Raw genomic sequence first — 16,763 nt, 5'->3', positions numbered from 1 at the left:
AGCTTTCACAGCTGCTTCGGTTGTCTCGCCAAAGTCTCCATCGGCATCGCCTTTCAAGAAACCAAGCTTTTTCAGTTGTTGTTGCAACTTAACAACTTCAGAACCACGTAATCCTATACGCAAAATTGGCATTCCTTCTGAGGTGTATTGAATACCAGGGGTTCGCTTAGTAGTTGTGTTTGGCTGAGTTCGAGTAGTTTGTCTAGTGCGTGTAGTTGACGGATTTCGAGTAGTTGATGTAGTCCGATTCGGCGTTTTTTGTGTGCTTGAAGTTGTAGTTTTTCTTGGGGTAGCAGGTCTTGGCTCAGGGCTAGTCGTAACTCGTGTTACAGGTTTTTTCGGGGTGGTAGGTCTTGGTTCAGCGTTAGTTGGAACTTGTGTTACAGCTTGTCTTGGAGGATTGGAATTTATAACGTTGGTGACATTGCTAGCCTGGGTTGGAACAGGAAAATTATTAGCTGAGTTAAATCTTGGCTGGGATGAAGGGATGGTTGATGCTGCTGCTGGTTGATTAGGGAAAAGTCGTTGCCAAGTGCTAGCATCCACAATGCCATCTGGATTCAAACCAGCAGCTTGTTTAAACTGGGAAACAGCACTGGCTGTATTTTCACTATATGTACCATCTACGACACCAGAATAAAAACCCAAAAGTTTCAGAGCTGCTTGAAGTTCAGATACGCGTTCGCCTTGGCTACCAACTTTGAGGATAGGGCGGTTGATGCCATTTCCAGGATTTACTTGGGCAATTTTTTGTGGCGCTGCTATTGATACTACAGCCGTTGAGGCAATAATTAGAGGCGTAGTGGAGAACAAGAGTATTTCAATGGCTAATAAAGATTTAGACCTCTTTGCCCACCAACCCTTTGGCCGTTTTTCCATCCTACAGCGATTTACAGTTGGGTCTAGTAATTTTAAGTAACTCAAAATACTTGCTGTCAGGCTGCTTTGCATGGAATTCACTCCCAGAATATTCTCATGCTAATGGTACAGCCGCTTGGTCTAAAAAACAGCTGCTGCATTTTACGATTCTACATTTTCAGTTATGCGATCGCTCGATTAATTGCTTCTTTTTGACCAACTAAAGACAAGTAAGGCTCTTTTAAATACTTACAAGCTGCGGCGATGGCATCCTGGGCACTCACAGCTGCAATCAATTCTTGGAACTTTGTATCAAAATCAATTCCTAAGCCCAAAATTTCATACCAACCGTATATCTGAGCAATTTGCCCGTTCGTTTGTTTACCCAAGGCGTACTGTCCCAAAATCTTGTTTTTAGCAGCTTTGAGTGCGCTTTCGGATACTTCGGCGGTAGACAATAAATCTACTTCTGTACGCAGCCCTTCAAGAGCAATGCTGGTATTTTCTGGTGCTGTACCCATGTAAACCACAAATGAGGCTGGAAATAGCCTTGTGGAGTAAAAGGCGGATACTTCGTAAGCTAAACCGCGCTTTTCCCGCAATTCGACAAACAAGCGACTAGAAAGCCCATTTCCCAAGTAGGTACACAGTAACTTCAGTGCGGCGTAATCAACAGAACTCACTGATGTTCCCAAATAACCAAGCATCACGATTGATTGTTGTGTTTGTATTGGCTTCAGCCTTACCTGTGGTTCCACCTTAATCTCAGGTAAATTCAATATTGGTAGTGCTTGGGCTGGCGCTTGCCAATCAGCAAAAACTTCTTCCACCAACACGGCTGCATCTGTGGCTGTGACTCTACCAGCAATACTAATTACTACATTATCTGGACGGAAATAAGTTTGGTGATACTCCACTAAATCCGCACGAGTTAAGCTACTCATGGTGGTTTCATCTCCCAGCACTGACATGGAGTATGGATGATTTTGGTACATTACCTGCCGCATTTGTTCAAAGGCGACATTGAACGGTTGCTCTTTTTGGGAACGAATATCCTGGAGTGCTAAACGCCGTTCTAGTTCCACTTGAGTTTCGGGAAAAGTAGGCGATCGCAAAATCCGCCCTGCTAATGTTAAAATTTCCCCAAAATCGGATGTTACAGTTTTGAAAGATAGCAGAAAATAATCCGTGCCAGCATCTGCACTCAAACTCGCTCCTACAGACTCGACTTTTTCTGCAATTTCCAAACTAGAAAGACCATCGCATCCCTTTGTCATCACTGCTGAAAGCAAATGTGCCAACCCTGCTTGCTCGCGGTTTTCGTTACAACTACCAGCACGCACAAAAATTCGCGCCGCAATAATATCCGCAGCAGGATTTTCTGCCACCAGCACTACAATGCCATTGTTCAATACAGTACGATGGATAGGCGATTTTTGCAGCAAGGTTGTCATTTATTGTTTGTCCTTTGTTATTTGTCATTTGTCCTTTGTCAAAAACTAATACCCCCTGCCCAATGCCCTATAACTAACACGGTTTAAGTACAGTAACTGCGTAATTTTCAAGCGAGAGATATTGTTTAGCTAGTTTTTGCAGTTCTTTGGCATCAAAAGACTGAATCTGCTGGGGATATGTCACAGCTAATTCAGCTTGGGCGATGGTATTGTAATACCCATAAAGCCCTGTAAGCTGATTTGGCGTTTCGGTAGAAAACGCATACTCATTACATAGCAGTCTGCGTGTACGAGCAAGTTCCTGTTCGCTAATTCCTGTAGTCTGCAAATCATCCAAATGAGCGCAAATTAAGGACTCAACTTCCTCCAGGTTTTCTGGTTCCAACCAGGCAGTAATTGTAAATAAACTCGATTCCCGTTGTAGAGAAAAACTACTGTAAATCCCCTGTACCAATTGCAAATCTTCTCGTAAATCACGCACTAAACGCGAAGTCCGCCCTTCTGCCAATAACACTGACAATAAATCTAAACCAAAGCCAGCGCGCATTTCTTCTACTCCAGGAACCAGCCACGCCATCAATAATCGCGCTTGTTCTATGCGTGGTAAATACAGTTCTTGACGATGAATACCCGTTATTACTGGCTTTGTCACTTTCTCAAACTGCGGACAATTCGAGCGTTCAGCAAAATCAGCAAATGAACTATTTACCATTTCCCAAGCTGGTTGCTGGGCTATACCTCCTGCAATTACCACCGTCATGTTTTCCGGCTGATAGTGAGTGCGGTGAAAACAGCGCATTGCTTCTGGCGATTGCTGCATTAGTTCTTGCTCAGTACCCAACACCGAACGTCCGTAAGGGTGATGCGGATAGATGCTTTGAATCAGCGTTTGAAAGCCTATCCAGTCAGAATCATCTTGACAAGAGCGAATTTCCTCTAGCACTACGTCTCGTTCGCGGCTAAATTCATCTTCTGGAATTGCCGCATTGAGCAGTAGTTCTCCCAAGTAGGGCAGAGTATCTTTTAAATAAGGGGCAGCTGTGGTGAGAGTATAATGAGCATAATCATAGCTTGTCGCCGCATTACTCACGCCTCCCCGATTTTCAACTTTGGAATCGAACATTCCAGGGGGTAGCGTCGCCGTACCTTTAAAAATCATGTGTTCTAAAAAGTGCGCCATGCCAAACCACGGTTCTGGCTCTAGGCTTGCTCCAGCACGCACCCAAACATCCGCCACAACTACAGGGGTAGTGGGAATCTCTTGATGAATAAAAGTTAAACCACTGTCTAATCGGAAGACCGAGGCTGGAAATACTGTATTAGTTAGTTGTTGTGACAATTTTCTGTAGCTTTAACCACAATTTCAGATAATTTTGTCATCTTAACTCTGAACGATACCTAATTTAGAATCAAGTTATACAGATTTTGTTTTTATTTCCAGATATTAGTAATTTCTAATTAAATTTTTTTGATTAATCTAGCCAAAATGCTGAATCTGCGTTGTTTCAGGTTTTTAGTTTAGATTTACTTATTTGTCACATAAGTAATACTGATTTAAACAATTGGCGTTGCATATTTGCGAGATGATTTAGCAACTTCCAAAATTCTTTCCCTGTTCTTTAATACCAAATAATTAAAGCTCCTAAGTTCTAACTGACTTTAGGAGCTAATAATTTTAAGTTCACCGCGACGCCGTTTTACCTAAGTTTATGACCTGGGTTTATCCAGGTGGGAACCTAAATTCCTCGTTTAAAGTTTCCGGGTACATGCCCGGTATACTGCCACGAGAACAGTTGATTCCCTTGTCATTAAAGGCATAGATCAAAAAACTTGATGGCAGTCACCAACGTCGTAGTCAACTTCACTCATTATAGCTTTCAAAAAGATGTTGTGTGTTCAACATCGAAAGTTTCTAAAAAATTTACCTGGGATACCAGATAGATTCTATGTTGTGGGCGATCGCGATCGCTTGCTCTCGATTCTGATTATCCAGCAAAACGGTAACATGTCCCAACTTCCGCCCAGAACGTGATTCTGTCTTGCCATACCAGTGAACGTGCGCCTGGGGAATCTCTGCTATTTGTTGACGCTGGCTTTGGTAGTCGCTGTGAGAGTTTTCATACCCCAGTAGGTTCACCATCACAGCGCTGGCGCACTGCAAAGTCGGATTTCCTAAAGGTAAACCACAAACAGCTCTCAGGTGCTGCTCAAACTGCGAAGTTTCACAGGCGTCAATAGAAAAATGCCCAGAATTGTGGGTACGGGGTGCAATTTCATTTACCAGGATTTTGCCATTAGTAGCCAGAAATAGCTCAATTCCAAAAATGCCCACTACTTCTAGGCTATTTAATAGAGTATGTGCGATCGCTTGGATTTCTGCTACTTGATTGGGTGTAATCTCAGCAGGTGCAATTACCCGCCGACACACTTGTTGTTCTTGTTGGGTTTCTACCACAGGATAAGTTACAATTTCTCCCTCTACAGAACGAGCTGCAATTATTGCTAGTTCTCTTTCAAAAGGAATAAATTTTTCTAACAAGAAAAGTGATTGATTTAAAGTTTTTGTTGTGGTTTCATCACTTAGCTTTTGCTCTAAATTAGCAAAATCCTGAATTATGAAAGTACCTTGACCATCGTAACCGTGGCGGCGCGACTTTAAGACTACTGGAAAACCTAGATATTCTATTTTGGATTTGAGATTTTCTACCTCGTCAAGGGCTAAAAATTGGGGAACAGGTAAGCCCAAGTCGCGTAAATAGCAACGCTGATGATATTTATCTAAAAGAGGAGCTAAAGCTTCTAATCTGGGACGAAAACAAACGCCTTGGTGTGCTAAAACAGATAAAGCATCTAAGTTAACAAATTCGTTTTCAAAAGTGATAACATCGCATTTTTGAGCTAATATTTCCGTAGCAGTTGCGTCATCAACTGGGGCGAAAACAGTTTTTTTAGCAATTGACACGGCCGGATCGTCTTGGCTAGGAGTTTGTATTACCAATTCTACTCCTAGCTTCTGTGCTGCATCCGCCATCATCCAGGCAAGTTGTCCGCCACCAATTACACCAACACGTTTCATTGACATCCTAGAGAATCACGAGTTTGCACGCCTGTTTTGGAATTCACACCACTGGCTTTACCGCACAGTTCTTTGATTTGCGCTCTATCCAAAATTGCATCTGTAAAATCTGCACCGTCTATATTCACATCATTAAATATGGCGCGGAGCAAAAGAGCTTCTTTGAAAACTGCATCGCTCAAATCTGCCTTAGTTAAGTTTACCTGATCAACCATTGCATTAGTTAAATCTGCTCCGTGGAGATTTGCATTTGTCATCACCGAAGCACTCATAACTGCTCCCCGCAAGTCAGCGTTAGAAAAGTTAGCCAGTTCCATATTGGCGTTAGAAAACTCCGCAGCTTGCAAGCTGTCACCAGAAAAATCACGCCTTGACAACTCTGCATTGCTAAATGAAAGCGGATGAGTCCAGTCTACTGCCAGTACGGGATCAGCCACGCACCATACAATAATTCCTAGAAGGAACGCCAACCCCTGCCGCCATAACATATTGAGAGCTAATTTTGTGTCTAATCGCTGCATTTAATTACCGCATTTGAATATTAGCAAGACTGAATCATTTTAATTGAGACTTCCAGCCTTGCTACTGGACTTGGGAAACGTGTATTTGCCTAGCTTAATATTTTGTAACGCAAAAAGGGTGGATGCGTAGCCTGTGGTAGACATCGCTTCTCACCTTTAGTAGCTAGACGGCAATATAGCGTTTCCTAAGCAGCTTAGGTACAATCAAATCTTCTTTAACAAGGTTAGTAACTTTGAAAACCTACCTTAGCAAATTGGGAACCACTATATTTACACATCACGCGCTTTGAAAAAATTATATATAGCAACGGCAATCGCTATAAGCAACACCGCATGAATTAAATTTCCGGCAATATGAAGTGCCAGTCCTAATCCCCAAAAAGCAATCAGTACAACAACAATACCCCAAAGTATACTCAACATATATTTGATTTAAATCAAGTAAGTTTTTATTTATTTAGATATTTTACTCCTGGCTTCACTTTGATTTTATTTACCCTCACAGAGGTATATAAATTTAAATCATCTTTCTTGAGAAAGAAAATTAATTAAAAATTTACCTTTTGCCCTTACCCGCAATTCTTTTAACTGAGCCTACGCTCGTGGATTTGTTTACAATTATTTATTCTTAAATTTGAATTTCAGGATATAAAGAGTTTTCTTAAGCAGTAATACTCATGAGCTTATTTACAATTCTTGATTTTCAATGTCTCAAGTAAAGTTTATTGTCTTTTAAATTCAACAGCCGCTATCAACTGTTAGTGTTTTAATTAATGAAAGCAAGGTTTGAGCGTAATTATATGCGTCTCAACTGCTTAACAAAGCTTAAAAGTTGGATAATTAGCGTTAATTTTATAGCGATTAGTTAGTTGTTCAGGAATCTCCAAGAGTTTACATTCACCAAGTACACAACTTCCCCAAACCGAACTCCCAAACCCGATGATGAATCATTACTCACTTCAATGGATTGAAACATGGTGCCAAGAAAATGGCTGGACAGATTTGTTTGTCGAGCGACGTAATAACTTCTGGGCTTTCCCTCCGGGTGGGGTAATGCCGGAACCAATTCCAGTTCACGTTCTCAGAGTGATTAAAGCCGAAAAGGGATTGACTTTTGAAGAACGATTGTGGTCGATGTCCGCAGTAATTGGCACAATCCTAGCTGTTCTTTTTACCTTTTGGCTTCAGTCGCCGATGCCATTAGTTTTGGCTTTCGCTTTTAACGCCGTTACGGTGGCTCAATTTGAACTTGAAGATGCCTAAATTCTTATTTTGGGCTTTGCTATTAAAAACTGTTCAGAAAGATGATTTTTTGCTGGCATAGATGGCTGACACTAAATTAAGTAATTAATTTAATATTATACAATCTAGCTGCGTAACAGCTTAGCTGAAGTCCACTCAAGTGGACTGAATTGATCATTTAGTCCACTTGAGTGGACTTTAGTTATCAGACTCGTAATTCATTCCAAGGCGGGATAGAAACGCAGTGCAAGATTTAAAGATATGGCTGCGGCAAGCATTTGTGTGTACACGATAGCCTTAGCAAGGAGAGGGGTTGGGGGTGAGGTTCAAGAACGTGCTTAAAAAATGATATTGCTGAAAAGAAAAGGAGTTACTCATCGCTGAAAAAGCAGCAGTGTGTCCGGTTAAACTTAATAAGGATAAAAGTAGCAGATCAGACAGTGAATAACATAGTGCGCTTAGTTTTGATAGCAATATTGCTGGTGCTAGTGACAGCTTGTGGCAGTATTGGACTGCTACCGACTAGCGAGTTAGTGCAAAAAGCGATCGCACTTGGGCTAGAGCAAACTCAACAAAAACTTAGCCAGCAGTTGGATCTAGATTTTCAAGGATTTGAAATCAAGCGGCTATCAATTACCCAAGAACAACCCCTAACGATTGAAAATTTACCAGCTTTCCACGTTCGGGGAACCTACGACTTAATTCTAAAGCTACCAAAACGGCGCTTGACGCAACCAAAAAAACCTTTTGATGTTTACCTGCAAATTCAGCAAGAAGGTAAAACCTGGCGATTGTTACTTCCAGAAAAGGGTAGTAAAGATACTCAATCAATTTGGCGTAGCTATCTCATCCAATAGAGACGAGGAGCAGTAAATAAGCAATAAAGTTACTCTCCTGCATCAATTAACTCAAAAAATTGCGAAATTTGTTTAGTCGAGCGAATGTGATAAACATTTTTGATGCTTTTAGCCTGCTCGATATACTCACGATATTTTGGGGTTAAATATTTGTCACACAACCAAAGCACGCGGCAGCTACTAAGTGAACTCTTTAATATTGGACTATTGGAGGGCCACCCTTCTGGCGGTTTAAAGTAACCTGTGATTAGTCGTTTAGTTACCCACCATCCATGCACATATAGCGGTAAATCGACAAAAACCAGAGTATCTGCCTCGTCAAGTCGTAGCCAGAGAGTTTCCATGCAACCAAACCCATCAATAATCCATCGGTCAGTAACTAGAATTTGCTGATGGGCGTGCTTATAGTCTTCATGTGGAACCTCTGTGCCTCCTGATTGATATTGAATCTTGTCCAAGACGTGAAGTGGCAAACCAGTAATTTGAGATAATCTCTTGCTTAGAGTTGATTTTCCGCCTCCAGTATTGCCAAACACCGCTACTTTTTTCATCGCTACTGTCCTTTTAGTGCAATCAAGTCAAATTTGGCACAAGCTTGTCACGAAAGAATAAAAGTTATAGATATATTACCTTTATACTACAAAATGTGTTCTTAGAAGATTTTACTACCGGGACTTAAACATTTTTGAGGCACAAAAAAGACTCAAACCTTGAAAGTGGTTCATTTTATTTATATATGTGCAACTAAAAAAACCATCACAATCGCGTTTATTGCTACTTTTGTTAAAAGGGTAGCAAAGAGAATTAACCTAATTGGTGTAGCTACTTCATTGAAAAACTGGTGTGTGCAAATAGAAAAACCATCACAATCATTTCCGTATAACTGCTGCGGCATAGTCATGATCGAGGTATAGTTTCACTGGAGACAGGGCAAAATGTATATCAACTTTTTCATCAGTTCCATTGCTGGAATTGTGATTGTGGTGCTAACAGCTTTTGGCTTACTGCAATGGTTGCACATTCCTGCTGGTAACTTTCTTGATTGGGTAATTGGTGGTGCAAGCTTTTGGTGGCTGTTGGTAATTGTTACCGTCCCGTGGAATGTGCATTTTCAAGCTAAAGAAGTCTTAGCAGAAGCAGCACAATCTAAAGAGAAAAAAATTCCAGTCGATGAGAAACAAGTAAACTATGTCACAGTGTTGGCAAAGCGATCGCTCTGGGTTGCTATTGCTTTACACTTATTCTCAGCCGTTGGTCTTTATGCTCTTGCTACCACTGGTATTAGTACAGTTGGATATATAAGTTCTGGTGCAGCTTTGTTATTAACAATTCTGCGTCCAGCGATTCGAGCTTATGAGTATTTATATGCGCGGTTAGCGATGATTCGCCAAGAATGGAAGTATCCCCGCGAAGATATTGTTGAACTGCGCGATCGCTTCTCCATATTGGAACAAAAAATCCAGTCATTCGAGGAGCAACTCAATCCTGAACAATCTTATTCATTACCCGCAACTCAACAACGCTTTGCCGAAGAAACTCGCAAAGATTTAGCCAGAATTGCTGCTAACTTGGAAGAATTACGGGCGACAAATCAAACCGAACATGAGCGTTTGGCAAGAGAAGCACGAACTGCGATCGCGCAACTTTCCACCGACGGGCAATTTCTCGATCATGTCCGCGAAATTATTCGATTTTTTAAGACCGCTTAATTATTCCTTATGTTCGCCGATTAACTAGAGTAGCGCTAGCTTGGTCAACAGGCATCAGCACAACTTCATTAATATTGACATGGGGCGATCGCGTCACACAAAAAAATATCACATCAGCCACATCATCTGCGGTCAGAGGCTTAACTCCTTGGTAGACTTTGTTGGCGCGTTCAGCATCTCCGTGAAAGCGCACATTGCTAAATTCCGTTTCTACCATACCAGGGTCAACGGAAGTTACACGTACCCGCGTTCCCAACAGGTCTTGTTTTAAACCTTCAGAAATTGCCCTCACAGCAGCTTTGGTAGCACAGTAGACATTGCCACCGGGATAGGTTTGATGTCCAGCAATGGAACCTAAATTTACCACATGACCGCGATCGCGACTCACCATTCCCGGAACGACATAGCGGGACACGTAAAGTAAACCCTTAACGTTAGTATCAATCATGTCTTCCCAATCTTGAAAGCTGCCTTCGTGCAACTTGTCTAAACCACGACTTAGACCAGCATTGTTGATGAGAATGTCGATGTTAGACCAGGCAGACGGTAGAGTAGAAATGGCTTTTTCTACAGCATTGCGATCGCGCACATCTAGCTGTAACAAATGAATTTCAATACCAAATTCTTTAACGAGAGTATCTGCTAGCTGCTGCAAACGTTCTAGCCGTCGTGCCGCTAGGATTAGTTTTGCACCCGCACCAGCAAAGATTCTCGCGCAAGCAGTACCAATACCACTACTTGCACCAGTTATTAAAATGATTTGATTTTGTAGTGAAGTCATTGAAAAAAAAGTCAATAGTCCAGTGTTAATTTAAATACACAATTTAGCAATTTAGCAAGTTACTGAGTACAGACATAATTTTCTCAGCTATTAATATTTATTTTTTCTTGGACGTAACTCGAAAGCTAAATCTAAGCGGTAAAAACAGACATCAAACTCTGCAAAGAAATTCATCTGTCCTAGAATCAAAGGAGCTTCTCTTGATTCTGTCCATGCAAACGCGAGGAGGACGGGCGAAAACTCAGCAACTTTAGCTGATAGAACTAAGCCGCGTGCTTCCAGACAAGCCAGATTTCCGCTTAACTGGACTAGGACTGTCTGTTCTTCCCAGACTGCTCCCAGTTGCAGTCCGACTTCGTAAGGCAAAACATTAACGCTTGCACCTGTATCTAGCAAAGTCATAACTTCCACAGAGCAGGTTTTGTCGGTTAACGTCAGTGGTAAGTACGGCATGGTGCTAGAAAGCCCAAGGCTATTGCTTCGCTCGATGAAAGAAAATCTCTTACCCTCAAGCATCGCCCTCTTTTTTCACTGACTCAAGAAGGTTTGATAATGTTTGGGCCGCTTCATACGCCTCATGGGGAGACCATACAACCGCGACCGTTGATGCCAGTTGTTTGAGCAGTAAATCTTCTTGATTTATAATATTTGCAGACTCTGTAAACTCTAAATTACAGCCCTCTTCCTTCGCTACTGCTAGGAGCAGAAAATGGATGAGGCGTAACTTGTTTTGGTGTGATAGTTGCTCGACAGCAGGTAGCAGTTCATTTAGAGACATATCGCTACTAATGAAAGGCTTTAGTATAAATCTAGATTATCTCAAGCGAATTTAAAGGTAACGCACCATGCAGATTTTTAGTACGCTAGCCGTAGCGTAGCGCACTAACTCCTGTAGAGACGCGATTAATCGCGTCTCTACTTCTTCACCACTCGCAGGCGCTGAGTTACCATCGTCATCCCATTACCCCGCAGGATGACAGCAGAAACCCACTGGCTACCAGGGATAGATGGTGCTTGTGCGGTTTTAAACAGTCCGCCAGATGTCAGTAATTCCAGATCCACGGATGTGGGGTTGAGAAATTTATCTGCTTGTATGGGTTCCTCTAGCGCGGTTCCTAGTAGAAAATCATCACCAAGTGGCTCTTGAACGATCGCATCAAAACTATACTTTTGACCAACCACCACCTGCTGTGGTAATTTAACATCAATTTGGGGCGGCTTGTTGCCAGAAGTAAGTTGGGTGCGTTCTGACAAAATGTCTTGGCGGACTATTTTTCCGCCTGCAATGCGCTGACGTGATTTAATCGTGGCATTGAGAGTCGAATTATTATTGTTAGCGGAAGGTAAACCAGTTATCTTCGTTTCAGTTTCCGCAATAATTGCATTGCCTTCAGGTTTTGAAGATAGCAGTTTTGTAATGTATTGCAATTTGGGATATCGTTGCCAAAGTGAAGTCAAAGACTTTTGCAGGGTTTGCAGGTTTAATCCATCGCCATGAGTAAAATTAGGGCTGTAGAATTGCAACACCCCTTTGACATCGCCCCGATTAGCGGCTGCATCAACTTGTGTCAACAGGTTTTTCACATCGGCTGGTGCATTTTGAGCTGTACCAGCTTGGACTAACTGTTGTGGTGTAGCCGCTTGAGTGCGTTGCCAACCACTTGTTAAACCAAGGGTTAGCAGGAATGAAACTAGCCAGATACTAGCTGGAAATCTGAGTTGCCGTCTCAATAAAGCGGTAATAATTTTTGTCATTGGTTAAGAGTTTACTGATTTGATGAGAGAAAGTAAGGAAATTGTTTTATCTTAGTTAAGCTAGACGCTAAACGGTAGAGGTTTGATGGCAAACGCACCGATACGATTATTAATAGCTGCCAGTGGGACTGGTGGACATTTGTTTCCAGCGATCGCACTGGCACAAAAATTGCCAGATTATCAAATCGAATGGCTGGGAGTACCCAATCGGCTAGAAACTGAACTTGTCCCTAAAGAGTATCCCTTGAATACTATTGCAGTTGAAGGGTTTCAGCAAGGGTTTGGACTCTCCTCGATTCGCATTTTGGGTAAACTGGCTGGTTCGATTATAGAAGTCAGACGAATTTTAAAGCAGGGAAATTTTCAAGGGGTGTTTACCACAGGGGGTTACATTGCCGGGCCAGCCGTCATTGCGGCGCGTTCCCTCGGTTTACCCGTGGTTTTTCACGAATCTAACGCAATACCAGGTAAAGTAACTCGCTTTTTTGGCCCTTGGTGTAGCGCAGTAGCCTTGGGATTTGAAGTAGCTGCTAAGTATTTGCCTCGTGCTAAAACTGTCTGTGTTGGTACTCCTGTAAGGGCGCAATTCTTGGATGGGGCAATTCATGCACCCCTAGATTTAGCTATTCCTGAAGGTGTTCCTTTAATTGTCGTATTTGGTGGTAGCCAGGGCGCAGTTGCGGTTAATAAGTTGGTGCGTGAATCTGCAAACGCTTGGTTTGATGCTGGTACTTATGTAGTACATTTAACTGGCGATCGCGACGAGGAAGCAGATAGTCTCAAACATCCACAATACATAGTCTTACCTTTTTACAATAATATGGCAGCATTGTTGCAACGAGCTACTCTAGCCATTAGTCGTTCTGGTGCTGGTAGCTTGACAGAATTAGCAGTGTGTGGAACGCCAGCAATTTTGATTCCTTACCCCTTTGCTGCCGAAGACCATCAATCTTATAATGCAGACGTATTTACTTCATCGGGTGCGGCGTTAACACTGAAGCAATCGGAGTTGACGGCACAAATATTGCAAAGTAATGTGTTGAATTTGTTGCAATCACCAGATGAATTAGCAAAGATGGGAGAAAAAGCTCATGCGATCGCAGTTCCCGATAGTGCTGATAAGTTGGCGCAGTTAGTGCGTGAAGTGATAGAAACATAACCTTGATTATTTAGCATTAAAAATTTATTTTCCCATTTATGAATATCTTATCCAACCAAAAATTTCGCTTCACAATAGGTTGTGCTGCCTTATTGATTGTCGGTTTAGCCAGTAGCCATCTATACACTCAGTCAAAAACTAAACAGCTAGCCCAACAAGATCAGTTTTTTACTCAGCAAGAGAATTTTAACCCACTTGAATCACAAATTTCTTTCACTTCAAATCAAGTTGATCAGAAACTTGATTCGAGATTGAAAAATTCTTTAATCACTCAACAAACATCTGATGAGATTATCGGCAAGCAAAATGTCTTTTCATCTCAACATAATTTGTTAGCCGCATCTGCGCCCTATCCAGTTGTCGATGAGTTCAAAAAATACAAATTTAAGATTAATGGTAGCCAGGTTATTACTCCAGTTAAACTGCCGAGTAGTAAGGTAAACTTCAATCAAAAAGATTTATTAACCGTTCTTGTTAATACTAGAAAATATTTTCAAAATTATAGTTCACAAGACCCAGATATTCTGCGTACAGGAATTCTTGCTACTCAAGGGGTTACTGTGCGAGATGTCCTCAAGACCTTAGATTTCATGATTGCTGTCTTAAAGGAGGATATTGCTAATAATCGAGCTACTCGTTTACAAGACCCCAAGTTTATCAATTCCAATTTCCGAGTTATTAAATGGACTGCATATAATCCAAAAGACAAAAAACAAAAGCAATTAAGAATTACCAAATATGCAGTATTTACTCACTCCGGCTCTCGCAAAAAAAATTCTACTTTTAATACACCAATTTATAGTTTAAAAGATAATTCTAATAAAAATGCTTTCTACACCAAATACACAAAGCAGGATGTTTTGTCTGGTATTTATGAACCAGGCGGAAAAGAATTTGGAAAAGTTAAAAGTCTCGCTTATTTAACTAGAACTGGGTTAGAAGAAGCATTGATGCAAGGAACCATCCTAATTAACTTTCCAGATGGTTATAGGGCATTTTTTAATGTAGATAGAAATAATGGAATGTCTTATATTCGCGGATTAAAGGCGACAGCGCAAAAGCGTTATTGGTATTTTAGAGAGGTTGATGGCATTAAAGGCTATGGATACAAAATAGATGCAAAAATTTCTATTAAACCAGGAGTAACCTTTGCTGGAGATGTGCTGAATATTGGTTTAGGTAGAGTGATTATTATTGAGCATACTAAAGGTGGCCGCAAACATCTGCAAATGGGGGTTATGGCTGATACAGGGGGAGCTTTTTTACCCAATCTTTATCAACTCGATTTTTTGGCAGGTATTTTTAAGAGTCAAAAAGAATTTAGGCAAAATATCAGCCAATTGCCGGAATACGCTACAGCATATTTTTTAGTAAAGAAGTAATGCATTGACTTGATGTCAAAAATCTATGCACGGGTCAACAATTCTAAGTTGTGACCGAAAAGATGGGATACAAGCCCCGTCTTTCTAGGACGGCTTTTTATTAATTTTTAATTTCCTGATCAAATCTCTAAGCACATCAGATTTTGTCCTCCCAGACGATTCGCAGTACTCTTCAAGATGTGCTAGTTCTTCTTCTGTTAGTCGAAAAAATACACTTTTATTCATTGTATTTGTATGTCGATATGATATACAATAATAGCAGGATTAAAAGAAAAGCAATGAAAGCCAGATATCAGTACCGAATTTACCCAACAGATCAACAACAAAAGAGCTTGGCTCAATTGTTTGGTTGTGTACGGGTAGTTTGGAATGATGCTCTTGCTTTATGTAAACAATCGGAGAAACTGCCAAGCAACAACGATTTGCAAAAGTTAGTAATTACCAAAGCGAAGAAAACTGTTGAGCGTGAATGGTTGTCTGAAGTTTCTAATATTCCACTACAACAGTCGGTTGCTGATTTGGGCATTGCATACAAAAACTTTTTTGATTCTTTAAAAGGTAAGCGAAAAGGTAAAAAAGTAGGTAGTCCAAAATTCAAGAAAAAGACAAACCAGCAATCAGCAAGATTTAGAATTGGTGGATTCTCTATTAAAGGGAAAAAAGTTTATCTTGCTAAGATTGGTGAGGTTAGTCCAATCTGGTCTAGAGAGCTTCCATCAACGCCTAGCTCAGTAACAGTAATCAAAGATTGTGCTAACCGCTATTTTCTCAGTTTTGTTGTAGAAGTTGAGCCTATTCATATTGATGTTAAGAGTCAAAGCATTGGTGTTGATTTGGGAATAAAAACTTTTGCTGTAATGAGTAATGGTGAAAAAGCTGTAAGTCCTAATTACTCTAAGCAAGACCGCAAAATTCGCAAACTACAAAAAAAACTATCTCGTCAACAGAAAGACTCAAAGCGCAGAGTCAAGACTCGTATCAAAATTGCAAAGCTTCACAACAAGATAGCTGATACTCGTAAAGACTTCTTGCACAAGTTATCTACCATTGTGGTAAGCGAAAACCAAGCCATCATTTTGGAAGACTTAAATGTGTCAGGCATGGTTAAAAATCGCAAACTTGCGCGAGCTATTAGTTTGCAAGGTTGGCGAGAATTCCGGGTATTTTGTGAAGCTAAATCTGAAAAGCTTAGTCGAGATTTCAGAGTAATTAACAGATGGGAACCCACTAGCCAAACTTGTTCTTGTTGTGGGTATCGATGGGGCAAGATTGATTTATCTATTCGTTCTGTCTTGTGCTTAAATTGCGGGATTGAGCAGGATAGAGATGAGAATGCTGCTAGAAATATAAACAAAGTCGGGATAGGGCATTGCCACGACTCTAAACGGACACGGATCGACTCTAAGACTACCTCGGTAGCAAGTTGAAATGATGTGTCAAGAATCCCCGTGCGTTCACGCCGGGGAGTATGTCAAATGGAACGCATAATGATGTTGCTCGAACGCTTCAGCGTCGGCGAAGTCGAGCGTCAGTGAATCATTTATATGTACAGCAGCGAAGTGACTAACGGGAACCTTGACCTCTAAACCAAAAATCTTTGCAAAGAACCTCGCCGATGCCTCTTTATTATGTGCGGGCACTATGGTGTGATTTAGAGTAATTGTCATCTCACACCTCTCCTCCTAATTTTGGTAGTAATTGATCTCAACTTTATCTTTTGGGCGCTGACACCAGCATAAACCTATTATATAAGAAAAAGTAATAACGTATATCAGGTTTACTGAAGTGATAAAACTTGATTAAATTTTGTAAAGCATTGTAAAGTAGTTTCACAGGCAAGAACAAACGAGCCTGATTATAAAATAACTAACCGCACTTATAAAACCATGACAACAACCTTACAACAGCGCTCAAGCGCCAACGTATGGGATAGATTCTGTGAGTGGATCACCAGCACCAACAACCGTAT

At 41.1% G+C, this 16,763-nt stretch carries 18 protein-coding genes, 1 other RNA gene and 1 pseudogene; 6 read left to right on the top strand and 14 right to left on the bottom strand.

Translation table 11 applies throughout. The annotated features are described in order from the left end of the window. From VE944_RS22385 to VE944_RS22355, 7 genes are all read right to left on the bottom strand, one after another. On the bottom strand, positions 1-951 hold a 951-nt coding region (locus VE944_RS22385), incomplete at its 3' end, for a peptidoglycan-binding domain-containing protein (RefSeq protein WP_324982072.1). 89 nt (positions 952-1,040) lie between these two features. After that, positions 1,041-2,312, bottom strand: a complete 1,272-nt coding sequence (locus VE944_RS22380) for a M16 family metallopeptidase (RefSeq protein WP_324982068.1) — start codon at positions 2,310-2,312, stop codon at positions 1,041-1,043. A gap of 73 nt (positions 2,313-2,385) precedes the next feature. Beyond that, positions 2,386-3,651 carry a M16 family metallopeptidase gene (locus tag VE944_RS22375; protein WP_324982065.1) on the bottom strand — a complete coding sequence of 422 codons (1,266 nt, stop codon included), beginning with the start codon at positions 3,649-3,651 and terminating at the stop codon, positions 2,386-2,388. 338 nt (positions 3,652-3,989) lie between these two features. Then, positions 3,990-4,173: non-coding RNA, 6S RNA (gene ssrS / locus VE944_RS22370), on the bottom strand. 60 nt (positions 4,174-4,233) lie between these two features. Continuing rightward, positions 4,234-5,388: a 5-(carboxyamino)imidazole ribonucleotide synthase gene (locus tag VE944_RS22365; RefSeq protein ID WP_324982062.1), complete on the bottom strand. Its 1,155-nt coding sequence runs from the start codon at positions 5,386-5,388 to the stop codon at positions 4,234-4,236. Beyond that, positions 5,385-5,876 (bottom strand): pentapeptide repeat-containing protein, encoded by a 492-nt coding sequence (locus VE944_RS22360; protein WP_324982078.1) that lies wholly within the window; start codon positions 5,874-5,876, stop codon positions 5,385-5,387. Before VE944_RS22360 ends, VE944_RS22365 begins: the two co-directional genes overlap by 4 nt. 303 nt (positions 5,877-6,179) lie before the next feature. Further along, complete coding sequence (locus VE944_RS22355) at positions 6,180-6,332, bottom strand: lmo0937 family membrane protein (RefSeq protein WP_324982059.1); 153 nt, start codon at positions 6,330-6,332, stop codon at positions 6,180-6,182. A 516-nt stretch (positions 6,333-6,848) separates the two neighbouring features. On the opposite strand from VE944_RS22355, the gene VE944_RS22350 reads away from it, so the two are divergent. Next, complete coding sequence (locus tag VE944_RS22350) at positions 6,849-7,172, top strand: slr1957 family protein (protein ID WP_324982056.1); 324 nt, start codon at positions 6,849-6,851, stop codon at positions 7,170-7,172. A gap of 428 nt (positions 7,173-7,600) precedes the next feature. Continuing rightward, positions 7,601-8,008 carry a hypothetical protein gene (locus tag VE944_RS22345; protein WP_324982075.1) on the top strand — a complete coding sequence of 136 codons (408 nt, stop codon included), beginning with the start codon at positions 7,601-7,603 and terminating at the stop codon, positions 8,006-8,008. Between the two features lie 29 nt (positions 8,009-8,037). Here VE944_RS22345 and VE944_RS22340 read toward each other — a convergent pair whose 3' ends face one another. Further along, a complete protein-coding gene (locus VE944_RS22340; protein ID WP_324982053.1) occupies positions 8,038-8,559 on the bottom strand; it encodes an isopentenyl transferase family protein in 522 nt (173 codons plus the stop codon). Positions 8,560-8,943: 384 nt separating this feature from the next. Between VE944_RS22340 and VE944_RS22335 the strand changes: the two genes are divergently transcribed. After that, on the top strand, positions 8,944-9,717 hold the full coding sequence (locus tag VE944_RS22335; protein WP_324982050.1) for a hypothetical protein: 774 nt from the start codon (positions 8,944-8,946) through the stop codon (positions 9,715-9,717). A gap of 7 nt (positions 9,718-9,724) precedes the next feature. On the opposite strand, the gene VE944_RS22330 is transcribed toward VE944_RS22335, so the two are convergent. The 4 genes from VE944_RS22330 to VE944_RS22315 all read right to left on the bottom strand — a co-directional run bounded on the left by VE944_RS22330 (position 9,725) and on the right by VE944_RS22315 (position 12,253). Continuing rightward, positions 9,725-10,498, bottom strand: coding sequence for an SDR family oxidoreductase (locus VE944_RS22330; RefSeq protein WP_324982047.1), 774 nt, complete (start codon positions 10,496-10,498; stop codon positions 9,725-9,727). A 90-nt stretch (positions 10,499-10,588) separates the two neighbouring features. Next, a complete protein-coding gene (locus tag VE944_RS22325; RefSeq protein ID WP_324982044.1) occupies positions 10,589-11,014 on the bottom strand; it encodes a pepsin/retropepsin-like aspartic protease family protein in 426 nt (141 codons plus the stop codon). Continuing rightward, positions 11,007-11,276, bottom strand: a complete 270-nt coding sequence (locus VE944_RS22320; protein ID WP_324982040.1) for a hypothetical protein — start codon at positions 11,274-11,276, stop codon at positions 11,007-11,009. Before VE944_RS22320 ends, VE944_RS22325 begins: the two co-directional genes overlap by 8 nt. Positions 11,277-11,413: 137 nt before the next feature. After that, positions 11,414-12,253, bottom strand: a complete 840-nt coding sequence (locus VE944_RS22315; RefSeq protein WP_324982038.1) for a nuclear transport factor 2 family protein — start codon at positions 12,251-12,253, stop codon at positions 11,414-11,416. A gap of 85 nt (positions 12,254-12,338) precedes the next feature. Between VE944_RS22315 and murG the strand changes: the two genes are divergently transcribed. Next, on the top strand, positions 12,339-13,412 hold the full coding sequence (gene murG, locus VE944_RS22310) for an undecaprenyldiphospho-muramoylpentapeptide beta-N-acetylglucosaminyltransferase (protein WP_324982035.1): 1,074 nt from the start codon (positions 12,339-12,341) through the stop codon (positions 13,410-13,412). Between the two features lie 38 nt (positions 13,413-13,450). Next, on the top strand, positions 13,451-14,794 hold the full coding sequence (locus VE944_RS22305) for an RlpA-like double-psi beta-barrel domain-containing protein (RefSeq protein WP_324982032.1): 1,344 nt from the start codon (positions 13,451-13,453) through the stop codon (positions 14,792-14,794). 84 nt (positions 14,795-14,878) lie between these two features. Here VE944_RS22305 and VE944_RS22300 read toward each other — a convergent pair whose 3' ends face one another. Continuing rightward, the gene (locus VE944_RS22300; protein ID WP_324982029.1) at positions 14,879-15,019 is read right to left on the bottom strand and encodes a ribbon-helix-helix protein, CopG family; all 141 of its coding nucleotides are present in this window, start codon (positions 15,017-15,019) and stop codon (positions 14,879-14,881) included. Positions 15,020-15,072: 53 nt separating this feature from the next. Between VE944_RS22300 and VE944_RS22295 the strand changes: the two genes are divergently transcribed. Continuing rightward, entirely contained in the window at positions 15,073-16,221 is a 1,149-nt protein-coding gene (locus VE944_RS22295) for an RNA-guided endonuclease InsQ/TnpB family protein (protein ID WP_324982024.1), read from the top strand. Between the two features lie 42 nt (positions 16,222-16,263). On the opposite strand, the pseudogene VE944_RS22290 reads toward VE944_RS22295, so the two are convergent. Beyond that, a pseudogene (locus VE944_RS22290) lies at positions 16,264-16,461 on the bottom strand (VOC family protein); the annotation flags it as partial. Positions 16,462-16,763 lie beyond the last annotated feature (302 nt).

This window comes from Nostoc sp., from assembly GCF_035638895.1.
In the GTDB taxonomy this organism is placed as follows: domain Bacteria; phylum Cyanobacteriota; class Cyanobacteriia; order Cyanobacteriales; family Nostocaceae; genus Nostoc.
The sequence above is the reverse complement of the archived record's forward strand: the minus strand, read 5'-3'. Positions and strand labels throughout refer to the sequence as shown.

Bases quoted from the DNA above. Each gene is read 5' to 3' on its own strand.
- VE944_RS22380 (WP_324982068.1), bottom strand. From the start codon at position 2,312: ATGACAACCTTGCTGCAAAAATCGCCTATCCATCGTACTGTATTGAAC.
- VE944_RS22365 (WP_324982062.1), bottom strand. From the start codon at position 5,388: ATGAAACGTGTTGGTGTAATTGGTGGCGGACAACTTGCCTGGATGATG.
- VE944_RS22360 (WP_324982078.1), bottom strand. From the start codon at position 5,876: ATGTTATGGCGGCAGGGGTTGGCGTTCCTTCTAGGAATTATTGTATGG.
- VE944_RS22355 (WP_324982059.1), bottom strand. From the start codon at position 6,332: ATGTTGAGTATACTTTGGGGTATTGTTGTTGTACTGATTGCTTTTTGG.
- VE944_RS22350 (WP_324982056.1), top strand. From the start codon at position 6,849: ATGATGAATCATTACTCACTTCAATGGATTGAAACATGGTGCCAAGAA.
- VE944_RS22340 (WP_324982053.1), bottom strand. From the start codon at position 8,559: ATGAAAAAAGTAGCGGTGTTTGGCAATACTGGAGGCGGAAAATCAACT.
- VE944_RS22335 (WP_324982050.1), top strand. From the start codon at position 8,944: ATGTATATCAACTTTTTCATCAGTTCCATTGCTGGAATTGTGATTGTG.
- VE944_RS22330 (WP_324982047.1), bottom strand. From the start codon at position 10,498: ATGACTTCACTACAAAATCAAATCATTTTAATAACTGGTGCAAGTAGT.
- VE944_RS22325 (WP_324982044.1), bottom strand. From the start codon at position 11,014: ATGCTTGAGGGTAAGAGATTTTCTTTCATCGAGCGAAGCAATAGCCTT.
- VE944_RS22320 (WP_324982040.1), bottom strand. From the start codon at position 11,276: ATGTCTCTAAATGAACTGCTACCTGCTGTCGAGCAACTATCACACCAA.
- VE944_RS22315 (WP_324982038.1), bottom strand. From the start codon at position 12,253: ATGACAAAAATTATTACCGCTTTATTGAGACGGCAACTCAGATTTCCA.
- murG (WP_324982035.1), top strand. From the start codon at position 12,339: ATGGCAAACGCACCGATACGATTATTAATAGCTGCCAGTGGGACTGGT.
- VE944_RS22305 (WP_324982032.1), top strand. From the start codon at position 13,451: ATGAATATCTTATCCAACCAAAAATTTCGCTTCACAATAGGTTGTGCT.
- VE944_RS22300 (WP_324982029.1), bottom strand. From the start codon at position 15,019: ATGAATAAAAGTGTATTTTTTCGACTAACAGAAGAAGAACTAGCACAT.
- VE944_RS22295 (WP_324982024.1), top strand. From the start codon at position 15,073: ATGAAAGCCAGATATCAGTACCGAATTTACCCAACAGATCAACAACAA.